This window comes from Pontibacillus sp. ABV4_188 (assembly GCF_056311905.1).
Genome location: NZ_CM149975.1, coordinates 1,931,238 through 1,948,564 on the forward strand (window position 1 = coordinate 1,931,238; position 17,327 = coordinate 1,948,564).

The following is a 17,327-nucleotide window of genomic DNA, read 5'->3' on the forward strand; positions in this document are numbered from 1 at the left end:
AAAGGATTGAATTACAGTGTCAGATCTTACGATACATGGCTCTTCAGTAACCGAAGAGCAAGCTAAACAACAACAAACTTATGAAGATGCTGGGTACAGGTTTGATGAAGTATGGAAAATGACTGAGGGGGTAACATACCCGCGGTTACAGTATGAGACGCTGAATCCATCTGTAACACTTAACGGAAGTGGAACAGAAGAAGACCCTTATATTGTTTCAAGTCCAGAAGAGTTACAGGCTATTGCTTCTTATCTGCAAGAGTCAGCTTTCTTTACTCAGACTGTTGATATAGATTTGGCATCATTCGCCAATTATAAGCCTATAGGTACTATTGATACTCCTTTTGACGGTACCTATGAAGGCGGAGGATATAAAATATCAAATTTAATTGTTTCTGATGACGCTAATAGAAACATTGGTTTATTTGGTTATGCAGATGGCGCAACGTTTAACGACATGCAATTAGAAAGTGTAAATGTAACTGGAGGAGAAAAAGTAGGCGGTTTAATTGGATCAGCTAAGAATGTTTCAATTTCTAATGTTAGTGTTTCAGGTGATACCAAAGGTCAACTTACTGCTGGTTTGCTAGCAGGTCACTTGGAGGGGACAGAAGAGGTACCCGGAAATGTTGATAATGTAGTTGTTAACGGAAATCTTATAGCTGAAGATATGGGGTATTCAGGTGAGTTAAAGGATATTGGTGGCATGATCGGTAGTATCAAACACATCTTAGTTAAGGGCTCTCAATCAATTATTTCGGTGAATTGTGAAACTCACAATGGTGTGGGCGGCCTTGTTGGGAAGATGTATGCCGGGGGATATTACGCAGTGGAAAATGTTTTGGTTGAAGGTTCAGTTACCTCTAGTGGAACATATATAGGAGGTGTTATGGGAGATGTTCAGCTTGGACATGCTCTCATTGATGGTAGTTTTAAAGGTGATGTTTCAGGTCAGGATCGTGTAGGAGGTCTTTTAGGTAGCTTATTAGCTGAAGGTGTAGTTGAACGTTCCTACTTTGAAGGAAATGTTACAGGGAATAATTTTGTAGGGGGATTAATTGGATCGAGTGAATCGACTATAAAAGAATCTTTTGCAAGTAATGGTATCGTAATCGGTGTTGATCAAGTAGGTGGCCTAGCAGGTAATATGTCCGGAACCATAGTAGATAGTTATTCGGATATTGACGTATCTGGTGATTCCAACGTGGGTGGATTATCAGGGAAACAAGATGCAAATGGGTTAGCCCGGGGATATGCTGCTGGATCTATTACAGGGAGTAATGGAGTCGGCGGATTATTTGGTTTTTGCACGGATGGAGCTTTTGTTACAAATGGATTCGCATTAAATACATCCATACAGAGAAAAGCTGGCTCCACAAATACAACCTTTGCGGACGTGTACGGTGATACAGATGGTTCAGTATCTATTAGCGGTAGTTCTTCTCTGGATACTATAGAATTTATACAATTGTAGGTGAGATATGATGTGGTGGTCCATTCAAGCTGGGAATTCCCAAAGCTGGCATAAGATCCAAGCAAATAACAGTATATCTGCTGAAGATGCAAATGATTGGGCCATCTACTCTTCCGTTGGATGGTCCTCAGAGGTTTGGAATATAAAAGATGAGGATTCCTTTCCAACGCACAGAAATCTAGGAAGTACGCGGTTAACTGTAGAGTTAGGTTCTCATTCAAACTTAAATGTATTAGGTTACTCTCTTCCAAATTCTTATCAAATCTTAAAGCCACTGATTGTTTCGAAATCGAGCTTTATGGCATATGCAAACCCCCAAGCTGAAGTCGATCTTGGTCATTATATTATAGTTCGCAGTCCAATTGATCATTCAATACTAACAAGGGTTTATGCCATTATAGATCCCCTCATCAGCGAGGAGATCAACGCTGGTTTTACTTTCACTTTTGAAACAGTCTTTGATGAAAAAGTGAAATATCTCAAATACCCTAATCTTGTAGAGGTGGATGGTAACTTTTTTAGTATCACCAGAGTTCAAAAAGAAAGAAATGAATCCATCTCCGTTACGGTAGAATGCGAACATGTATCTTATAGTTTACTAAGGAAAAGCGATTATAAAGAAGAGTATGAAGAACCATTAATAAGTATAGCTAGGAAAATGATTCGTTACACACAGTTCACCATAGGGAAGGTTGAGTCAAATTGGATATCAACTAAATACTTCAAACCTAATCGTAAAGAAGTGAGAAAGAGGTTGCTTGACTTAGCAGATCTGGCAGGTGGGGAAATCGTATTTGATAAATATACCATACATCTGTTAAACGAAAGAGGCGGAAATAAAGGGGTAACATTTAATTTAGGAGAGAACATACTGGGCGTGTCAGAAGAGGTCGAGACGTCGGAAGGGTTTGAAAGAAAGGCTTATGAGGTGGATGTTCTTGATCTAGCTCATTTACAAGAATATGAGCAACTATCTACAGCAGACATAGGAGATACTGTAACAATTATTGACCCTGTGCTCCAGATTCATGAAACACTCAGGATTGTTACTCGTGAGTATAATCCCTTTGAAAAGGTCAATCCAAGGGTTCAAATAGGCAACGTTATTCGAGACATTACGTATTACGAAAAAGAGAAAGAGGAAGAAGATCAAAATGAAGACTCAACCGGTGAACCAGAAACACCAGTTCAAGAATATTACATTGAACATGAAAGTGCACCCTTTAGTGATAAGATTACATTTGAATTTAAGCGTAAGTATGATGAGGTGGTTTCTGTTACGACAGGCCTTTTAGGTAACGTGCAGGGTAATATTATGTTGCCGATTACCATTATACGAAGTGATGCCAAATGTAGCGGAGTTGAAATTGAGCCTATAGCGGATTTGGAAGAAGGACCATTGAAAGTTAGTATGCATGCCATTTGTCGAAATAAACCACCTGAAGAGGAGGAAGAGGGATGAATGGGGAATTTGGTGGGGGTGATGGTACCCAAGGAGCTCCTTATCTAGTCGAAGATGCTATCGATCTCATGGCATTGACCAGTGTAAACATGGGATCTTATTTCAAACAAACTAGAAATATTGATTTAAGTATTGTTGGGAATTGGGAACCACTAGGGACAGGGGAGGTACCTTTTATTGGGCACTATGATGGACAGAACTATAAAATAACAAATCTAATTGTTAATACAGATAAACAATTGATGGGGTTATTTGCATTTTGTCTTAGATCTACCTTACAAAACATGATTATTACAAATGCTGATATAAAGGGTAGTTACTATTCTGGTAGAGGAGGTATTCTAGCAGCTCTCCTCGACTCATGTGAGGTTATTCATTGTATATTAAGTGGATCTGTTGAAAATCTGGAAGGTAACGTAGGGACACTTTGCTGTAACTTTTATAACTCCTCTGCAGAAAGGTGTTCGTTTAATAATGTTATGGTAAAGGGATATCAGGTAGGAGGAATAGTTACGTTTGCGATAGATTCTTCCGAGGTTAAGGATTGTTATGTTCAAGGTGAATTGGTAGGTAATGGCGGTCCAAGTTATATAGGTGGTATAGCCAATAATATTTATGAGGGAGCGCTTTTCTCGAACAGCTATTCAGTGGTGAAAATATCAAACTACCAAAGAGTTTCATCATTTGTAGATCCAATCACAACTTTAACTCAAGAAGATGCGGTCATTAAGGGATGCTATGCTGATGTTAGTTTCTTGCAAAACGATCAATGGGGAGGAAACGACCAATGGGAGGGAAAAAGCACTTATGGAAATGGGGCATATGGTCGCGGGACTAATCAAATGCAGACTAAAGAAAACTATGTGGATTGGGACTTCGATGATGTATGGAAAATCAGAGAAAATGCGTACCCTGAATTAAGAAGTTTTTCTAAAGTAACATGCAGAGTTTTAACGATAAATAACTTTATGGCTTAATAGGCTATTTGTTAAAAAAATATGAAATTAGTTTTAATCATATACCAACTTATATTAAAAGGACCTCAAATTATAGAGGTCCTTTATTTAAGTTAGGGGGGGCAAATCATGGATAAGGGTTATATTACACGAGAAGAGTTTAATGTTCTGGACGAAAAAGTGGATGAGCTCCAGAATGAGCAGACGAAAACAAAGCAAAGGGTAGAGCATATGGAAAAGAAGCTAGACAAGATTGAAGATAATACCACATGGATTTTACGCCTTACTCTAGGCGCTATTATTTTGGCCATTTTAGCTTTTGTTCTGCAGTCACCGGAAACCAATATCTCAACGGGAGGCTTTATTAGTGGAAAATGAGATGATGGCTCAGGTATTGATGTTTGCGACCGTAATCAGTCCATTTGTGGCAGGCTTACTTGAGGTGGTGAAACGCCTGGCAGCTTTACCAAAAAACTTCTTACCAATGATTGCTGTCATATTGGGGGTGGTTCTTGGCTTTGTATCTTACCCATTTACGGAAATGGATGTTGCTCTTAGATTGTGGGCTGGTGCCGGAGCAGGTCTTTCTGCAACAGGGTTGTTTGAGTTGGTACAGAAACGGACTGGTCACACTACGAAAATCAAAGAGGACTAATCATGTTTAATTTTTGAGAATTTACCATAGTTAATAACTTAGTCGGAAAACGGTGCACAGAGGTAGTTAACTAATTGCTCAACAAAACTTAGCTACTTACAGCCATCCATATTGACGTTCTTAAACGAGGAATCAGTCAATTTCAATAATAAATCAATACAAAGTACTGCTGTCTTGCGTGGATTGATGCATGTTTTTTTGGGAGATAAAAGGTAAGAACAGAAGAAATTATTCGAAGAAAAGAGGGATAAAATGAGAATATCTTTACAGACACTAATTGATCGATCAGTTAAAGGAATGGGATCTGTACACTCTGTCGTTAAACAGAAGGCTATCTTACTTATCCAGCAAGCATACGTAGAGGGAATAAACGTACAAATCAGTTCAGGATATCGATCTAACTCTCAGCAGGAGCAGTTGTTTAACCAAGGACGTACTACATCAGGGAGAATTGTAACCAACGCTAAGCCAGGGCAGTCAGTCCACAATTATGGTTTAGCCATTGACTTTTTCTTGACTACAGAGGACGGGTCTCAAGCAGTGTGGACAGTAAATAACGATTGGCGCAGAGTTGCTGAGATAGGTAAGTCACTTGACTTCTCCTGGGGTGGTGATTGGTCATCATTTAAAGATTATCCTCACTTAGAATTAACGGGGGGGTTAACGTGGCAAGACCTCTCTCAAGGTAAACGGCCAACTCATTTGCTGGAAAGTTACCTCAAAAAGGGCATAAGTGGGGAGGAGGTTAAAGACCTCCAAGATAGACTTAATAAGCTGGGGTATGATATTGGAAAGTTTGGTGTAGATGGAGTGTATGGTGTAGACACAGAACGTGCTGTTAAAGAATTTCAAAAAGATCATAGTCTTAAATTAGATGGAGTATATGGAAAAAACACCAAAGCGCAATTGGATAAAGCGCTAATATCAAGTAAATCAGTTCATATTCAGACTGGTGGGTTAGGGCCAGAGGGAATAAAAAAAGTATCTGAATACTTCATAGTACATGATTGGTGGGCCAAGATTAAGTTCTCTGGTGGTAGAAACCCAACAGCTATAACAGGTGGATTGAATTATAAGCGCTGTCTTGATTTTGAAAGGTGGTTGAATCAGCTTGGTTGGTGGTATAAAGTGATTAAATAAGTGATAAAAGCCCCTTGGCCTTAATAGGTTGAGGGGCTTTTGATATGCTGGGGGTTAGAATGTGGTTTTATTCAGGTTGTGGATTACTTGTAAGCAATGTTGATGATCTTCGAGAGAACTTGACTTGCTTCTGCTTCTGTCATAGTCCCTTCATCATCTACTCTTCTATATGCTTCTCCCATTACAATAACATGTTTATATACTGGCGGCAGATCTTCTTCATCTGCTACAAGATCGATGATGTGCTCAATAGGAAGCTTCTCTAAATCTTCTGTAGTGATATCCCATATAGTCATAACATCCCTCCTTTCTACAAATACTTACATTCTCTTTAGGAGTAAACCTTTCCTTCTAATTTCAGGAATTGTGCAGAAATTGAAAAACTGTGTTTATCTTCAAGGGAATATGGTTATAATAAGAACAAGCGTTCGTAATTTTATTGGGAGGAGTTATGATGGAAGGAATGCTGTTAACGCAAAACAAAATCGAGTCACACTCGAAATGATTTTCTTATCAAAAGATGGCCAACTTTATCAAAGGAAGGTAAAGATCTTGAATACAGGGAAGTTATATATCTTAGCTTATTGTTATGACAGGAAAAAGGTAAGGAAGTTCAATCGTAACAGTATTCTTTCTATTGGTCCTCTCCGCAAGAAGGTGGGCTAAAAATGAATGAAGATCGATTGAAAGACAGAGGGACCATTAAATGGAATTCCCTAATGCTTCCTGAACATGTGGAAATGTTAAAAGAAGTTTGGAAAGAGGATGAAACTGAAGAAAAAGGAATGCTTGCAGAAGATCAGGCTGCGGAGATTGATTATAAACTACAAAGCGCTTTGAAAGACAATTTAACTGTTGGTTTAAAGTACTATAATGGACTTAATTACACTACGAAATCAGTAAAAATAATCAATATTGATAAAAATAAGCTGAAATGTAAAGATGAGGATTTAAAGGGAATTGTAAATATTAGTATAAATGCAATAGTAGAAATGAATATAATATAAAAGAAAGAGTTCAGTTTATACTGACTCTTTCTTTCTATGGCTATAAAACTTTATACTGGGTTGGGGTTAAAGTTCGCATTTCTGAGATATTCCCATAAACCACATAGCTTTTGGCACTATTACGTTCCGTGTTGAATTCATAAAGTCTGTAAAGGTAATATTTATTAGAGTTTACTTGCGAAAAATTAATTTCATTTATGCTCATATAATAAGGAGTTTTTGCTCCTCCTTTTGTAGTTTTCACCTCAATATACTTTCTCTGTCCATCCAAAGTCCAAGAAAGAATGTCATACCCTGCACCATCTCCTTCTATTTTAGATGTGTGAAAAACCTTCTTAGCAAGATCATTTCTTCCAATCTCACATAAATGTTTTTTTTCCCATAATACCACTAGTTCTTCACCTGCGAGCCCCAATGAGTGATTTCTTATGTTCTCTTGAGCAAAGTCTATCTGCTTGGAATAAAAATTTGTAGACGAATTCCCCTTTTTAGGCGATATCTCTGGAGGTTCTGTAAAAGTCAAAGTATTAACATTACTATTGAATTTCTCTTCTTGCTCAGTATTATTAGAAATGATATTTAAATTTGTGTATTTCTTTACTCCTTCTGTATCCCAATCTAAAAGCTGCCACTGAAAGTGAACAGGTTGTTCATGGTTAGGGTCATGTCCAATGTAGGCAAGTCTACCTAGATAGGTATAAGGTTCAGATTTCTTAGTTTGTGAATTAATCTTATTTGTTCTAAGAAATAAATAGATGTTATTAACCAAATGGTTATGACTTATAAATTGCTTAATTCTACGATCGGTAAGTTTTTGTTTAGGCTGTGATTGCCAAGTCAAAATACCTTCATTGTTAATACCCTCTTGAAAGGCGAAATCCCCCTCTTTATGACCAAAGGTAACAAAAAAGACGTAGTCATTACTCCTCCCAGGTATGTTAACTATACCCTGAAGCCCCCACGTACCTCTTCTAGGTTCAAAATTTGAAAACGGATCAAAAATGTCATGTACTTCTCTCCTGGTATATTTTTCGAATAGGTTTAATTTCACTAATAAATTCTCCTTTATAAGTCAAGACATTACAAGTAATTAATCATGCAAGGTTCAGGTAAAATTATGTTTTATTCCAATATATTGTAATATATAATTAGGTATAATGACATAATTATATTTAGTTAATGGTGACCCCAAGAATGTGTAAATTTATAAAGTTATTGGAAATTAAAAATTATAAGATGGGATGTGGTAAATAATGAGTTTTCCCAATATACCCAACACACTAAATACCTCAGATAATAACCTTACATCTGAATTTTACACCCCGTGCTTTAAATGGGCCAATCAATATGATAGAGGGGTAGGCTATTTTACTTCAGGATGGTTGACAGAAAATTCGGAGGGGATGAGCGACTTTGCCTCGAGAGGTGGAATTGCACGATGGATTACTAGCCCAATAATAGAAGAGAGAGATTTAGCCGGTCTAATGAACGGGACAAAAAAACCAGATGATATAGACCTTTTTAAGACGCTAAAAAATAATGTCGAAGAATTAAGGAAACATATGGAAATTAAAACGCAAAATGTGATTGGCTGGCTTATATATGATGAAATATTAGATTTCAAATTTGCGGTTCCAAGGCATAACTTAGACGGTGGAGATTTTCATGACAAATTTGGAATATTTCAAGATGATGAAGGAAATAAATTATCATTTATTGGTTCAATAAATGATAGTAAAAAAGGTTACATAAATTATGAGAGCTTAAAAGTATTTTCGAGTTGGAAAGGAATGACTAGCTTCATAGAAGATGACATTTTGAGGTTTAATAAATTATGGAATAATCATGATGAAAATGTCAGGGTATATGATTTACCAGAAGCGATTAAAGAAGACGTATTTAGATTAAGGAATTCAGATAGGCCTTATAAGAAAACAAACAAAAAAACATATAATAAATGGAAGCATCAAGATGAAGCGGCAGAAGCTTTTCTGGCTACAGGAAATGGTGTTTTGGAGATGGCTACAGGAACAGGGAAAACTAGGACGGCTTTACAGATAGTGAATCAATTGATAAGCAGTAAAAAAATAAATAATGTGGTTATAACCGTTAGTGGAACTGATTTATTAGAGCAATGGTGTTCAGAAGTTTCTTTAAGAACAAATTTAACGGTTTATAGGCAGTTTTCAGGACATAAGGAATTTGCAAGCTTTAAAATTGCTAACGATAAATCAGCTCTAATTATATCAAGAGATTTTCTTAAGGATTCTATTAATTACATGAGTGATTCATTTTTAAAAAAATCAATTATAGTTTGTGATGAAGTTCATGGTTTTGGTGCTCCCTCGATAGTAAACTCTCTATCAGGCAAGATAAAGGACTTTAAATACAGATTAGGACTTAGTGCAACTCCTGAGAGGGATTATGATGAGTCTGGTAATAACTTCATAAAGACTGAAATAGGAGAAAAAGTATACGAATTTAAGATAGAAGATGCTATTAAGCGTGGAATATTGTGTGAATTTGATTACCACCCTCTTGAATTTGAATTAACAGAAGATGATAAGAAGAAAGTAAAAAAGATTATTGGTGCATACCAAACTAGAAAGAAACTAGGGAAACCTGTAAGGATTGAAGATCTATATAGGGACTTAGCTCGGGTAAAAAAAGTTTCAGAAGCAAAGATCCCTGTTTTTTTTAATTTCCTAAAGAACAATCCAGAAATATTGAATAGGTCGATCATTTTTGTTGAAACAAAAGAATTTGGAGAGAAAATACAAAATATGATAATTCGTTATGAATCAAATTATCATACTTACTATGGTGAAGATGATAGAAACAATCTCATTAAATTTAGCGATGGTACTTTAAATTGTTTGATAACCAGTAAGAGGATATCTGAAGGAATTGATATAAGGTCTGTAAATAACATAATTTTATTCTCAGCTGACAGAGCTCGAATTCAAACTATACAACGTATTGGGAGAAGCTTAAGAACAGATCCATCTAACCCTGACAAGAAAGCTTCTGTTGTAGATTTTATTAAGATTGATAATGATACAGACACACAAGAAGGCTCAGACAAAGAAAGGGAAGCGTGGTTAAGTGAAATGTCCAATGTGGTAAAGGAGAGTGAGATATATGAATAAAAACTCAGAGCTAAAAGAAGCCGTAGAAGTAGTTTTAAAAAGTGAAACTGAGTTAACAAATCAGTTTAAACGAAGGTTTACAAGATTGATAGAGAACGCTTTCAAAGATGAATATCGCGATGATGATATCATTAACGTTATGGAATTACTGGAAAAGGAGGATAATTCTAATGAGAATTAGTATTCTAGGTTGGTCTTATAACAACATACGAGGCGTTAATAATTTAGAAGTTTCATTAGAGAAACAGTATAACGATCCGTATCATGTGAGTTTGATAATGATGCCTAATGGAACAGGAAAAACAACTACTCAAACACTATTAAGAGCAATCTTTGATGGTAATGCCGAAATGTGGAGTAAGGAAGAAGTTCTGGATTTTTCGCCACCATCTAGCGACAATCAAAGAGGGGAATTTCAAGCAACACTCTTAATAGATGAAAAAATTCACAAGATAACTATACACCTGGATTACCATACTGGAATAGCAAGTTATTCGACTGCTAGAGTAGGTGATCAGGGAGGGCTTGAACCTGGCCATAATATCCCTGCTCTCTTAAAAAGTACTTTTACAGAAGAGTTTGTTAAAAGGTTTGTTTTTGACGGTGAGCTAGCTAAAGAAATTATAGGTAAAGAAAGTGAAGAAGCTGAGCGAACTATCAGATACTTGTATCAATTGAATCGGTTACCTGAAATGAGAAATCGGATTGATGAAATAGTTAAAGTAAAACAAAAAGAAGCTGAGAAAAAAACTACAGCTAAAACAGAACAAAGTTTGAATAAATTTAAATTCGAGGAAGACTCTCTAAAAAAGACGCATATCAAATTAACGAGAAAGAAAAAATCACTTGAAAGAGATATTAAACATGATCAGGACAGGTTAAACGAAATCAAGAATGAAAAGGCTGAGCATATTAAATCCGATGATAATTTACGGAAAAGAGCTGAAGAAATAGAAAAGAAACAGAGCGAAGTGGAAAGTAAAGCTAATCAAAGCATAAATTATATTCAACATAATATTCGTAATCCTTATTTACTTTCAAAAAAACTGTCTGAACAACTAAGTGGTTTAGCTAATAAAATGACAGAATTGAAACTTCCTAAAACTATGTCCAAGCAATTTTTTGAAGATTTAAGTCATCATGACAAATGTATATGTGGCAGAGAAATCGGTCATGCAGAGAAAGAGCATATTTTAAATTGTGCTGATGACTACTTAGCTGAAGACCAAATAGGGGTCATAAATGCTATAAAAACTACAATAAGAGACCGGAATTACAGTGAAGACTTGAAAGAAGAAATTAATAATCTTAGTAGTACGCTTTCTGATAGGAATAAATTAAAACAAGATTGGGATAGGATTCAGACTGAAAGAATAAGCTCTGGTGACTCAAAACTTGAAGAGTTAGAATTAGAAGAGAACTTATTAACAGAACGAGTTAGGTCAAATAACGATGAACTAAAAACTCTTACTACAAAAGATCTGTACGAGAGAAGACTACTTGATTCTGGAAGTAATATTACTATATGTGAACAAGAATTAGAAAGTATAAGAGAAAAAATAATGCAAGTATCAGAAACTCTTAGTCTACACAAAAGAGCAAAAAAGTTAAAAGATTTGTTATTAGAAGTAGAAGATACTACATTGCATAAATTAAAAGAAAGAATAAAAAATGAAACAAATATAAAATTGTCTCAAATAATTAAGGATGAACCTATTTTAGTAGAAGATATTGAGGGTTCATTAAAATTAAAACATAAAGCTGGTGCAAGTGAAGGTCAATCTTTAGCGATAGCATACTCTTTCTTAGGCTCTATGTTTGAGACATCTTCATATACTCTGCCATTCATAGTTGATACCCCAGCAGGTCCCTTAGACCTCAGTGTAAGGCACGAGATTTCTTCAATATTACCGAACTTGTTTGAACAGTTAATTATATTTATTACTTCTGGAGAGCGGGAAGGTTTCACTGAGAATTTTATGGATAGTGATAATGTTCAATTTATGACAATTCACCGAGAAAGCAATCACACTAAATGTGTTATTGGTAGAGAATACTTTGAGTCTTTCCAAAGTGTGGAGGTTAACTCAAAGGCGGAGGAGCGAGTTTAAATGCCATTTAAATTACCAAAAGCTAGCGAAGATTACTTTAAATTGATAAACGATAAATTTAAGTATAAATTTGATATATATTATTTATGTTTAATGTTAGGGTTGCAAGATACAAAGTTGGGCTTGCCTGAGGAAGTTAAAACTGAATATTTCATAGATTATTATCCAGAGCCTTATGCGGATAAAGCTGAGTTAATAACTGGACTACTAATTAACGCTGAGATGGAAAGGTTAGATATAGAAAGTCAAGATAGGGGAGAAATAGAAAGGCTTATACTCCAGTTAATTGATAACAATTCACATATAAAATTGAGTGATAACGGAATGAAACTTTTAAATTGTTATGCAGCAGGTGGTATGCAATTGATAAGAGAGAAAATACCTAAAACAGGGGAGATAGAGACTTTTTATGTTCTTTACCATGAACTGATTAATAGTGAAAGCGAAGCTGTTTCTCAATCGTACTGAGAGTTTCACGAAACAGATGTTGTAAAAGAATTCTAAGTGTATTGATGAAACAGGGGGAATCATACCACAGCTAAAGAAGCAGCCTTTTTTGATTAGCTGCTCCTCTAAATGGTTGACCAAAATAATGACCAAAAATAGACCAAAAAAGATAAATCTAAGTTGATATCTATTGATATTAGGAAATGAAAAAGTGATGTAATAAAGTATATTTGATTGCGTTTAATCCGTGTTTCTTCCTATAGTATATGTTCCGTACACAGGTTCACCCATGGGAACGCGAACAGTATTTATCAACTTACTAAGATTGAAAACCCTTAATGCCACTGGTATTGAGGGTTTTTATGTGGGCAGTGTTTTAAATAGTGCTGATAATAAGGTTTGTATGTTTATTAGTAGAGAGCGTTGAAATAATCGAATATAAATAAACTATTTCATACAAAAAAGCATCGAATTAAACATTCGATGCTTCTCTGGGTTTATGACTTTTTTTAAAGTGAGGTTGGTGTAAATAAACGTTCTTAATCACTAATGGATATGGCGATATAATCCAACTACTTTACCTAGTATACTTACATTTTGCACAATGATTGGGTCCATCGTTGCATTCTCAGGCTGCAGTCGAATATGAGTTGATTCTTTGAAGAAGCGCTTAACCGTTGCCTCGTCATCTTCTGTCATAGCGACTACAATATCTCCGTTTTGAGCGGTTTGCTGGCGACGAACAATAACCATATCCCCGTCTAAGATCCCAGCCTCAATCATACTTTCTCCTTGAACAACTAGAACAAATATATCGTCATCTTGAGCTGCAAGTGTATCGGGTAGGGGTACATACTCCTCAATATTCTCAATAGCAGTAATAGGCATACCTGCTGTTACTTTACCAATTACAGGAGCATACGTTGCTTCTCCCTTAGGAATCGTTGTAATAGAATCTTCTTCTAATTCTAGCACTTCAATTGCTCTAGGTTTAGTAGGGTCTCTACGAATATATCCTTTTTTCTCTAACCTGGACAAATGCCCGTGTACAGTTGAGCTAGAGGCTAGACCTACAGCTTCTCCTATCTCTCTTACAGAAGGTGGGTACCCTTTTTCTAGTACACGGTTTTTTATGAAATCTAAAATTGCTTCCTGCCTTTTTGATAGTTTCGTCATATTTTCTACACCTCGTACATATCATTTATTACCGTCATTATACCATGGTAGGAAAGGTTATACAAACATTCGTTCGCAAAAAGTGTTGACAAGAACGGATGTTCGTATATAATGTGAACTAGACACGAACAAAAGTTCTTATTTTTCTGGAGGCGATGAATATGTTTCAAAATCTATCAAAACTAGACGTAGTGTATTTCTTGTTATTTGCAGGCAGTTTAGCCTTTATGTATATTGGGTTGCTTTCAAGTTAATCTTTACGGAACGAGGCATATCCTTATATGATAGAGAAAAAAGGAGATTCTATGAAAGCTATCATCTATTGTCGCGTCAGCACAGAAAAAGAAGCACAAGTTTCATCATTAAAACGTCAACGAATTGAACTAGAAGAACTAGCTACTCAACACCAATTTGAAATTCATAAAATTATAGAAGAACAAGCAAGTGGATACGAAATTGAAAGGGACGGCATCTTAGAAGTATTGGAAATTCTATCAAACAACGAAGCAGACTTGCTTCTCATTCAAGATGAAACAAGGCTTGGGCGGGGAAATACGAAAATTGCCTTGTTTCATCAACTTACAAAACTCGGCGTTCCTGTCTATTCCGTTTCTCATCAAGGAGAGCTTACTTTATCAGAATCAGATTCAATGGTGCTGCAAATTGTGGGAATTGTAGAAGAGTACCAAAGGAAAATACATAATATTAAGATAAAGCGCGGTATGAAGCGGGCTGTAGAAAATGGATTTAATCCAGCTCAAAACCTCTCTAACCAGCACTTGGCACATGGTCGAGAAAGAAAGGACTTCCCAATTGAAGAGGTTGTTCGATTGCGTCAAAACAATTTAACGTTCGATGAAATAGCAGCGACTCTGAGGGGGATGGGGTTTGATGTATCAAAGGCCACCGTCCACAGAAGGTACAAGGAATTCGTTTCACTTGAAAACAACGTCTAAACGCGTTACGATATAGGGAGTAGAAAGGCGGGCATCCTACTTTGGACTCTTGCCTTTTTTACTTGGAGCTTAACAAGTAAAGGAGCATGTAAATGATTTCTCAAGATAAATTAAACCGAATTAACGAACTATCTCATAAATCTAAACAACAAGGTCTAACTATGACTGAACAAAATGAACAAAAAAAATTACGTCAGGAATATCTTAAAAACTTTCGTAACTCTTTCAAGAGCCAGCTAAAAGGCATGAAAGTTGTAGACCCTGAAGGTAACGACGTAACACCAGAGAAATTAAAAGAAGAACAAGAACGAAATAAAAAGCATTAATCGAAACACACGAATATTCTTCGTGTGTTTTTTATTTTATTATGTAAAGGTGTTGTTAACAGGATAGGGGAGGTTACTAAAGAATTGGGACTTACGTGGTATATTTTCCATTCGATTTAGCACAGTGTAAGGGGGGGCCTATAAACTGAAGCAATTGCAATCACTCAAAAACTCAGTAGGCTCTTCTAGCTGAAACACCTCAACTTTGAGACGTACTCTTTTAGATCATGTGAAAAAAAGCGGATGAGGTTATTCTAAATTCATAATAACGCTCTATGCATAAGAAAACCCTTATAGTCACAATTTAAACTAGTCAAGAAAAAGAATTTTCGACTCTTTTCCTTGGAATGCTTGTCACTTAAACGATTTCATTATAGTATTTAGACTGTACATAGTTCGCGTAACGCGAAATTGAAAGGAGCAATTACATGACACATCAAACAGAACAACAATCTATTAATACAATCCGCACACTTTCTATTGATGCGGTAGAAAAAGCAAATTCAGGTCACCCAGGTATGCCAATGGGCGCTGCTCCAATGGCTTATACGCTTTGGACTGAATTTATGCAGCATAATCCTAAAAACTCTAGCTGGTTCAATCGTGACCGCTTTGTATTATCAGCAGGTCATGGTTCTATGCTTCTATATAGCTTACTTCATCTATCTGGCTATAATGTTACAATTGATGACCTTAAAAACTTCCGTCAATGGGGTTCTAAAACACCAGGGCACCCAGAGTATGGTCATACAGACGGTGTTGAAGCAACCACAGGCCCTCTAGGCCAAGGTTTAGCGATGGCTGTAGGAATGGCTATGGCTGAGTCTCACCTAAGTGCGAAATATAATAAAGATGACTTCAACGTTGTTGATCACTATACGTACTCTATTTGTGGAGATGGCGATTTAATGGAAGGGGTTTCTCAAGAAGCAGCTTCATTAGCAGGCCACTTAGGACTAGGGAAACTTGTTGTGCTTTATGACTCCAACGATATCTCATTAGATGGTGACTTACACCGTTCATTCTCAGAGTCTGTAGAAGATCGCTTCAAAGCTTATGGCTGGCAAGTCATTCGCGTTGAAGATGGAAATGACACTCAGACACTTCGCCAATCTATTGAGGAAGCGAAAGCTAATACAGATCAACCGACTTTAATTGAAGTGAAGACTGTAATTGGTTATGGTTCCCCAAATAAATCGGGTAAATCTGCTTCTCACGGTGCTCCACTAGGAGAAGAAGAAGCGAATCTGACGAAGGAACATTATAAGTGGGGCCATGAACCATTTAACGTTCCACAAGATGTGTACCAGGATTTTGAAACGAAAGTTCAAACTCATGGTGCGGATGCAGAATCAAAATGGAATGACTTAGTAAAACAGTATAAAGAAGCGTATCCGGAACTAGCAGAAGAATTCACTCGTGCTATTAACGGAGAACTTCCTTCTGATTGGGATAAAGAACTTCCTCAATACACACCAGGTGAGGACAAACTTGCTACTAGAGCAGCTTCTGGTGAAATGATCAATGCATTATCTAAACAAATTCCAAACTTCTTCGGTGGTAGTGCGGATCTCGCAGGTTCTAATAAAACAACCGTAAACGGAGAAGAAGATTTCTCTCGTAACAATTATGCGGGTCGTAATATCTGGTTTGGTGTACGTGAATTTGCCATGGCTTCAGCTATGAATGGTATGGCTCTTCATGGTGGATTAAGAGTTTATGGCGGTACTTTCTTTGTCTTTAGTGACTATTTACGTCCAGCAGTTCGCCTTTCTGCGTTAATGGGTGTCCCTGTAACATATGTATTCACTCATGATTCAATTGCGGTTGGAGAAGATGGTCCTACACACGAACCAATTGAACAATTACCTTCATTACGTGCAATGCCAGGCTTATCTGTTGTTCGTCCGGCTGATGGTGTAGAAACAGAAGCAGCATGGCGTCTTGCTTTAGAATCTACATCAACACCTTCTGCTCTTGTGTTAACTCGTCAAGGGTTGCCAACACTTGAAGGCTCAAGTTATGAGGGAGTTAAGAAGGGTGCTTATGTAGTGAGCCCGGCAAGTAAAGAAGAACCGGATTGCCTGTTGCTAGCAACTGGTTCTGAAGTTCAATTAGCGGTACGTGCTCAAGAGAGTCTTCGTGAAAAAGGTGTTGAAGCAAGTGTAGTCAGCATGCCTTCATGGGATCGCTTTAACGCTCAGGATAAAGCGTATAAAGAAGAAGTGTTACCAAGTAATGTGAAAGCGCGCCTAGCTATTGAGATGGCTTCCCCGCTAGGTTGGGAGCGATACGTAGGTCTAGAAGGAGATGTGCTTGGAATTGAAACATTCGGTGCATCAGCTCCTGGAGACCAGGTCATGGAGGAATACGGATTCACAGTTGAAAATGTAGTAAACCGTGTAGAGAACCTTCTAAAATAAAGCAATATAAAGCAATATAAAGCCTGTAAAAGTGCTCTTTTACAG

The 17,327-nt window shown here is 36.7% G+C and carries 17 protein-coding genes; 14 read left to right on the top strand and 3 right to left on the bottom strand.

Annotated features, from left to right (window positions below; genetic code table 11):
- Nucleotides 1–16: 16 nt before the first annotated feature.
- From ACYX4O_RS09845 to ACYX4O_RS09870, 6 genes are all read left to right on the top strand, one after another.
- Nucleotides 17–1,474 carry a hypothetical protein gene (locus ACYX4O_RS09845; protein WP_476356768.1) on the top strand — a complete coding sequence of 486 codons (1,458 nt, stop codon included), beginning with the start codon at nt 17–19 and terminating at the stop codon, nt 1,472–1,474.
- A gap of 10 nt (nt 1,475–1,484) precedes the next feature.
- Complete coding sequence (locus tag ACYX4O_RS09850; RefSeq protein WP_476356770.1) at nt 1,485–2,936, top strand: phage tail spike protein; 1,452 nt, start codon at nt 1,485–1,487, stop codon at nt 2,934–2,936.
- On the top strand, nt 2,933–3,913 hold the full coding sequence (locus ACYX4O_RS09855) for a hypothetical protein (RefSeq protein WP_476356772.1): 981 nt from the start codon (nt 2,933–2,935) through the stop codon (nt 3,911–3,913). The genes ACYX4O_RS09850 and ACYX4O_RS09855 overlap by 4 nt, the downstream gene beginning before the upstream one ends.
- A gap of 108 nt (nt 3,914–4,021) precedes the next feature.
- Complete coding sequence (locus ACYX4O_RS09860; protein ID WP_476356773.1) at nt 4,022–4,270, top strand: hemolysin XhlA family protein; 249 nt, start codon at nt 4,022–4,024, stop codon at nt 4,268–4,270.
- A complete protein-coding gene (locus tag ACYX4O_RS09865; protein ID WP_476356775.1) occupies nt 4,260–4,547 on the top strand; it encodes a holin in 288 nt (95 codons plus the stop codon). The genes ACYX4O_RS09860 and ACYX4O_RS09865 overlap by 11 nt, the downstream gene beginning before the upstream one ends.
- A gap of 252 nt (nt 4,548–4,799) precedes the next feature.
- Nucleotides 4,800–5,687: a peptidoglycan-binding protein gene (locus tag ACYX4O_RS09870; protein ID WP_476356777.1), complete on the top strand. Its 888-nt coding sequence runs from the start codon at nt 4,800–4,802 to the stop codon at nt 5,685–5,687.
- 83 nt (nt 5,688–5,770) lie between these two features.
- On the opposite strand, the gene ACYX4O_RS09875 is transcribed toward ACYX4O_RS09870, so the two are convergent.
- Complete coding sequence (locus ACYX4O_RS09875; RefSeq protein WP_476356779.1) at nt 5,771–5,983, bottom strand: hypothetical protein; 213 nt, start codon at nt 5,981–5,983, stop codon at nt 5,771–5,773.
- A 372-nt stretch (nt 5,984–6,355) separates the two neighbouring features.
- Here ACYX4O_RS09875 and ACYX4O_RS09880 point away from each other — a divergent pair, with 372 nt between their 5' ends.
- Entirely contained in the window at nt 6,356–6,694 is a 339-nt protein-coding gene (locus ACYX4O_RS09880) for a YolD-like family protein (protein WP_476356781.1), read from the top strand.
- Between the two features lie 40 nt (nt 6,695–6,734).
- On the opposite strand, the gene ACYX4O_RS09885 is transcribed toward ACYX4O_RS09880, so the two are convergent.
- Nucleotides 6,735–7,745, bottom strand: coding sequence for a DUF3427 domain-containing protein (locus tag ACYX4O_RS09885; RefSeq protein ID WP_476356782.1), 1,011 nt, complete (start codon nt 7,743–7,745; stop codon nt 6,735–6,737).
- A 331-nt stretch (nt 7,746–8,076) separates the two neighbouring features.
- On the opposite strand from ACYX4O_RS09885, the gene ACYX4O_RS09890 reads away from it, so the two are divergent.
- Genes ACYX4O_RS09890 through ACYX4O_RS09905 form a run of 4 tightly spaced genes read left to right on the top strand, consistent with a single transcriptional unit; the run spans nt 8,077 to nt 12,422 of the window.
- Nucleotides 8,077–9,843, top strand: coding sequence for a DEAD/DEAH box helicase family protein (locus tag ACYX4O_RS09890; protein WP_476356784.1), 1,767 nt, complete (start codon nt 8,077–8,079; stop codon nt 9,841–9,843).
- Nucleotides 9,836–10,024 carry a hypothetical protein gene (locus tag ACYX4O_RS09895; RefSeq protein ID WP_476356786.1) on the top strand — a complete coding sequence of 63 codons (189 nt, stop codon included), beginning with the start codon at nt 9,836–9,838 and terminating at the stop codon, nt 10,022–10,024. The genes ACYX4O_RS09890 and ACYX4O_RS09895 overlap by 8 nt, the downstream gene beginning before the upstream one ends.
- Nucleotides 10,014–11,954 carry a hypothetical protein gene (locus tag ACYX4O_RS09900; RefSeq protein WP_476356788.1) on the top strand — a complete coding sequence of 647 codons (1,941 nt, stop codon included), beginning with the start codon at nt 10,014–10,016 and terminating at the stop codon, nt 11,952–11,954. The genes ACYX4O_RS09895 and ACYX4O_RS09900 overlap by 11 nt, the downstream gene beginning before the upstream one ends.
- The gene (locus ACYX4O_RS09905; protein ID WP_476356790.1) at nt 11,955–12,422 is read left to right on the top strand and encodes a hypothetical protein; all 468 of its coding nucleotides are present in this window, start codon (nt 11,955–11,957) and stop codon (nt 12,420–12,422) included.
- A gap of 525 nt (nt 12,423–12,947) precedes the next feature.
- Here ACYX4O_RS09905 and lexA read toward each other — a convergent pair.
- Nucleotides 12,948–13,577 carry a transcriptional repressor LexA gene (lexA, locus tag ACYX4O_RS09910; RefSeq protein ID WP_188649939.1) on the bottom strand — a complete coding sequence of 210 codons (630 nt, stop codon included), beginning with the start codon at nt 13,575–13,577 and terminating at the stop codon, nt 12,948–12,950.
- Between the two features lie 305 nt (nt 13,578–13,882).
- Between lexA and ACYX4O_RS09915 the strand changes: the two genes are divergently transcribed.
- From ACYX4O_RS09915 to tkt, 3 genes are all read left to right on the top strand, one after another.
- Complete coding sequence (locus ACYX4O_RS09915) at nt 13,883–14,533, top strand: YneB family resolvase-like protein (RefSeq protein ID WP_476356792.1); 651 nt, start codon at nt 13,883–13,885, stop codon at nt 14,531–14,533.
- Nucleotides 14,534–14,625: 92 nt separating this feature from the next.
- Complete coding sequence (locus ACYX4O_RS09920) at nt 14,626–14,859, top strand: DUF896 domain-containing protein (protein ID WP_188649944.1); 234 nt, start codon at nt 14,626–14,628, stop codon at nt 14,857–14,859.
- A 428-nt stretch (nt 14,860–15,287) separates the two neighbouring features.
- On the top strand, nt 15,288–17,282 hold the full coding sequence (gene tkt / locus ACYX4O_RS09925; RefSeq protein ID WP_476356794.1) for a transketolase: 1,995 nt from the start codon (nt 15,288–15,290) through the stop codon (nt 17,280–17,282).
- Nucleotides 17,283–17,327 lie beyond the last annotated feature (45 nt).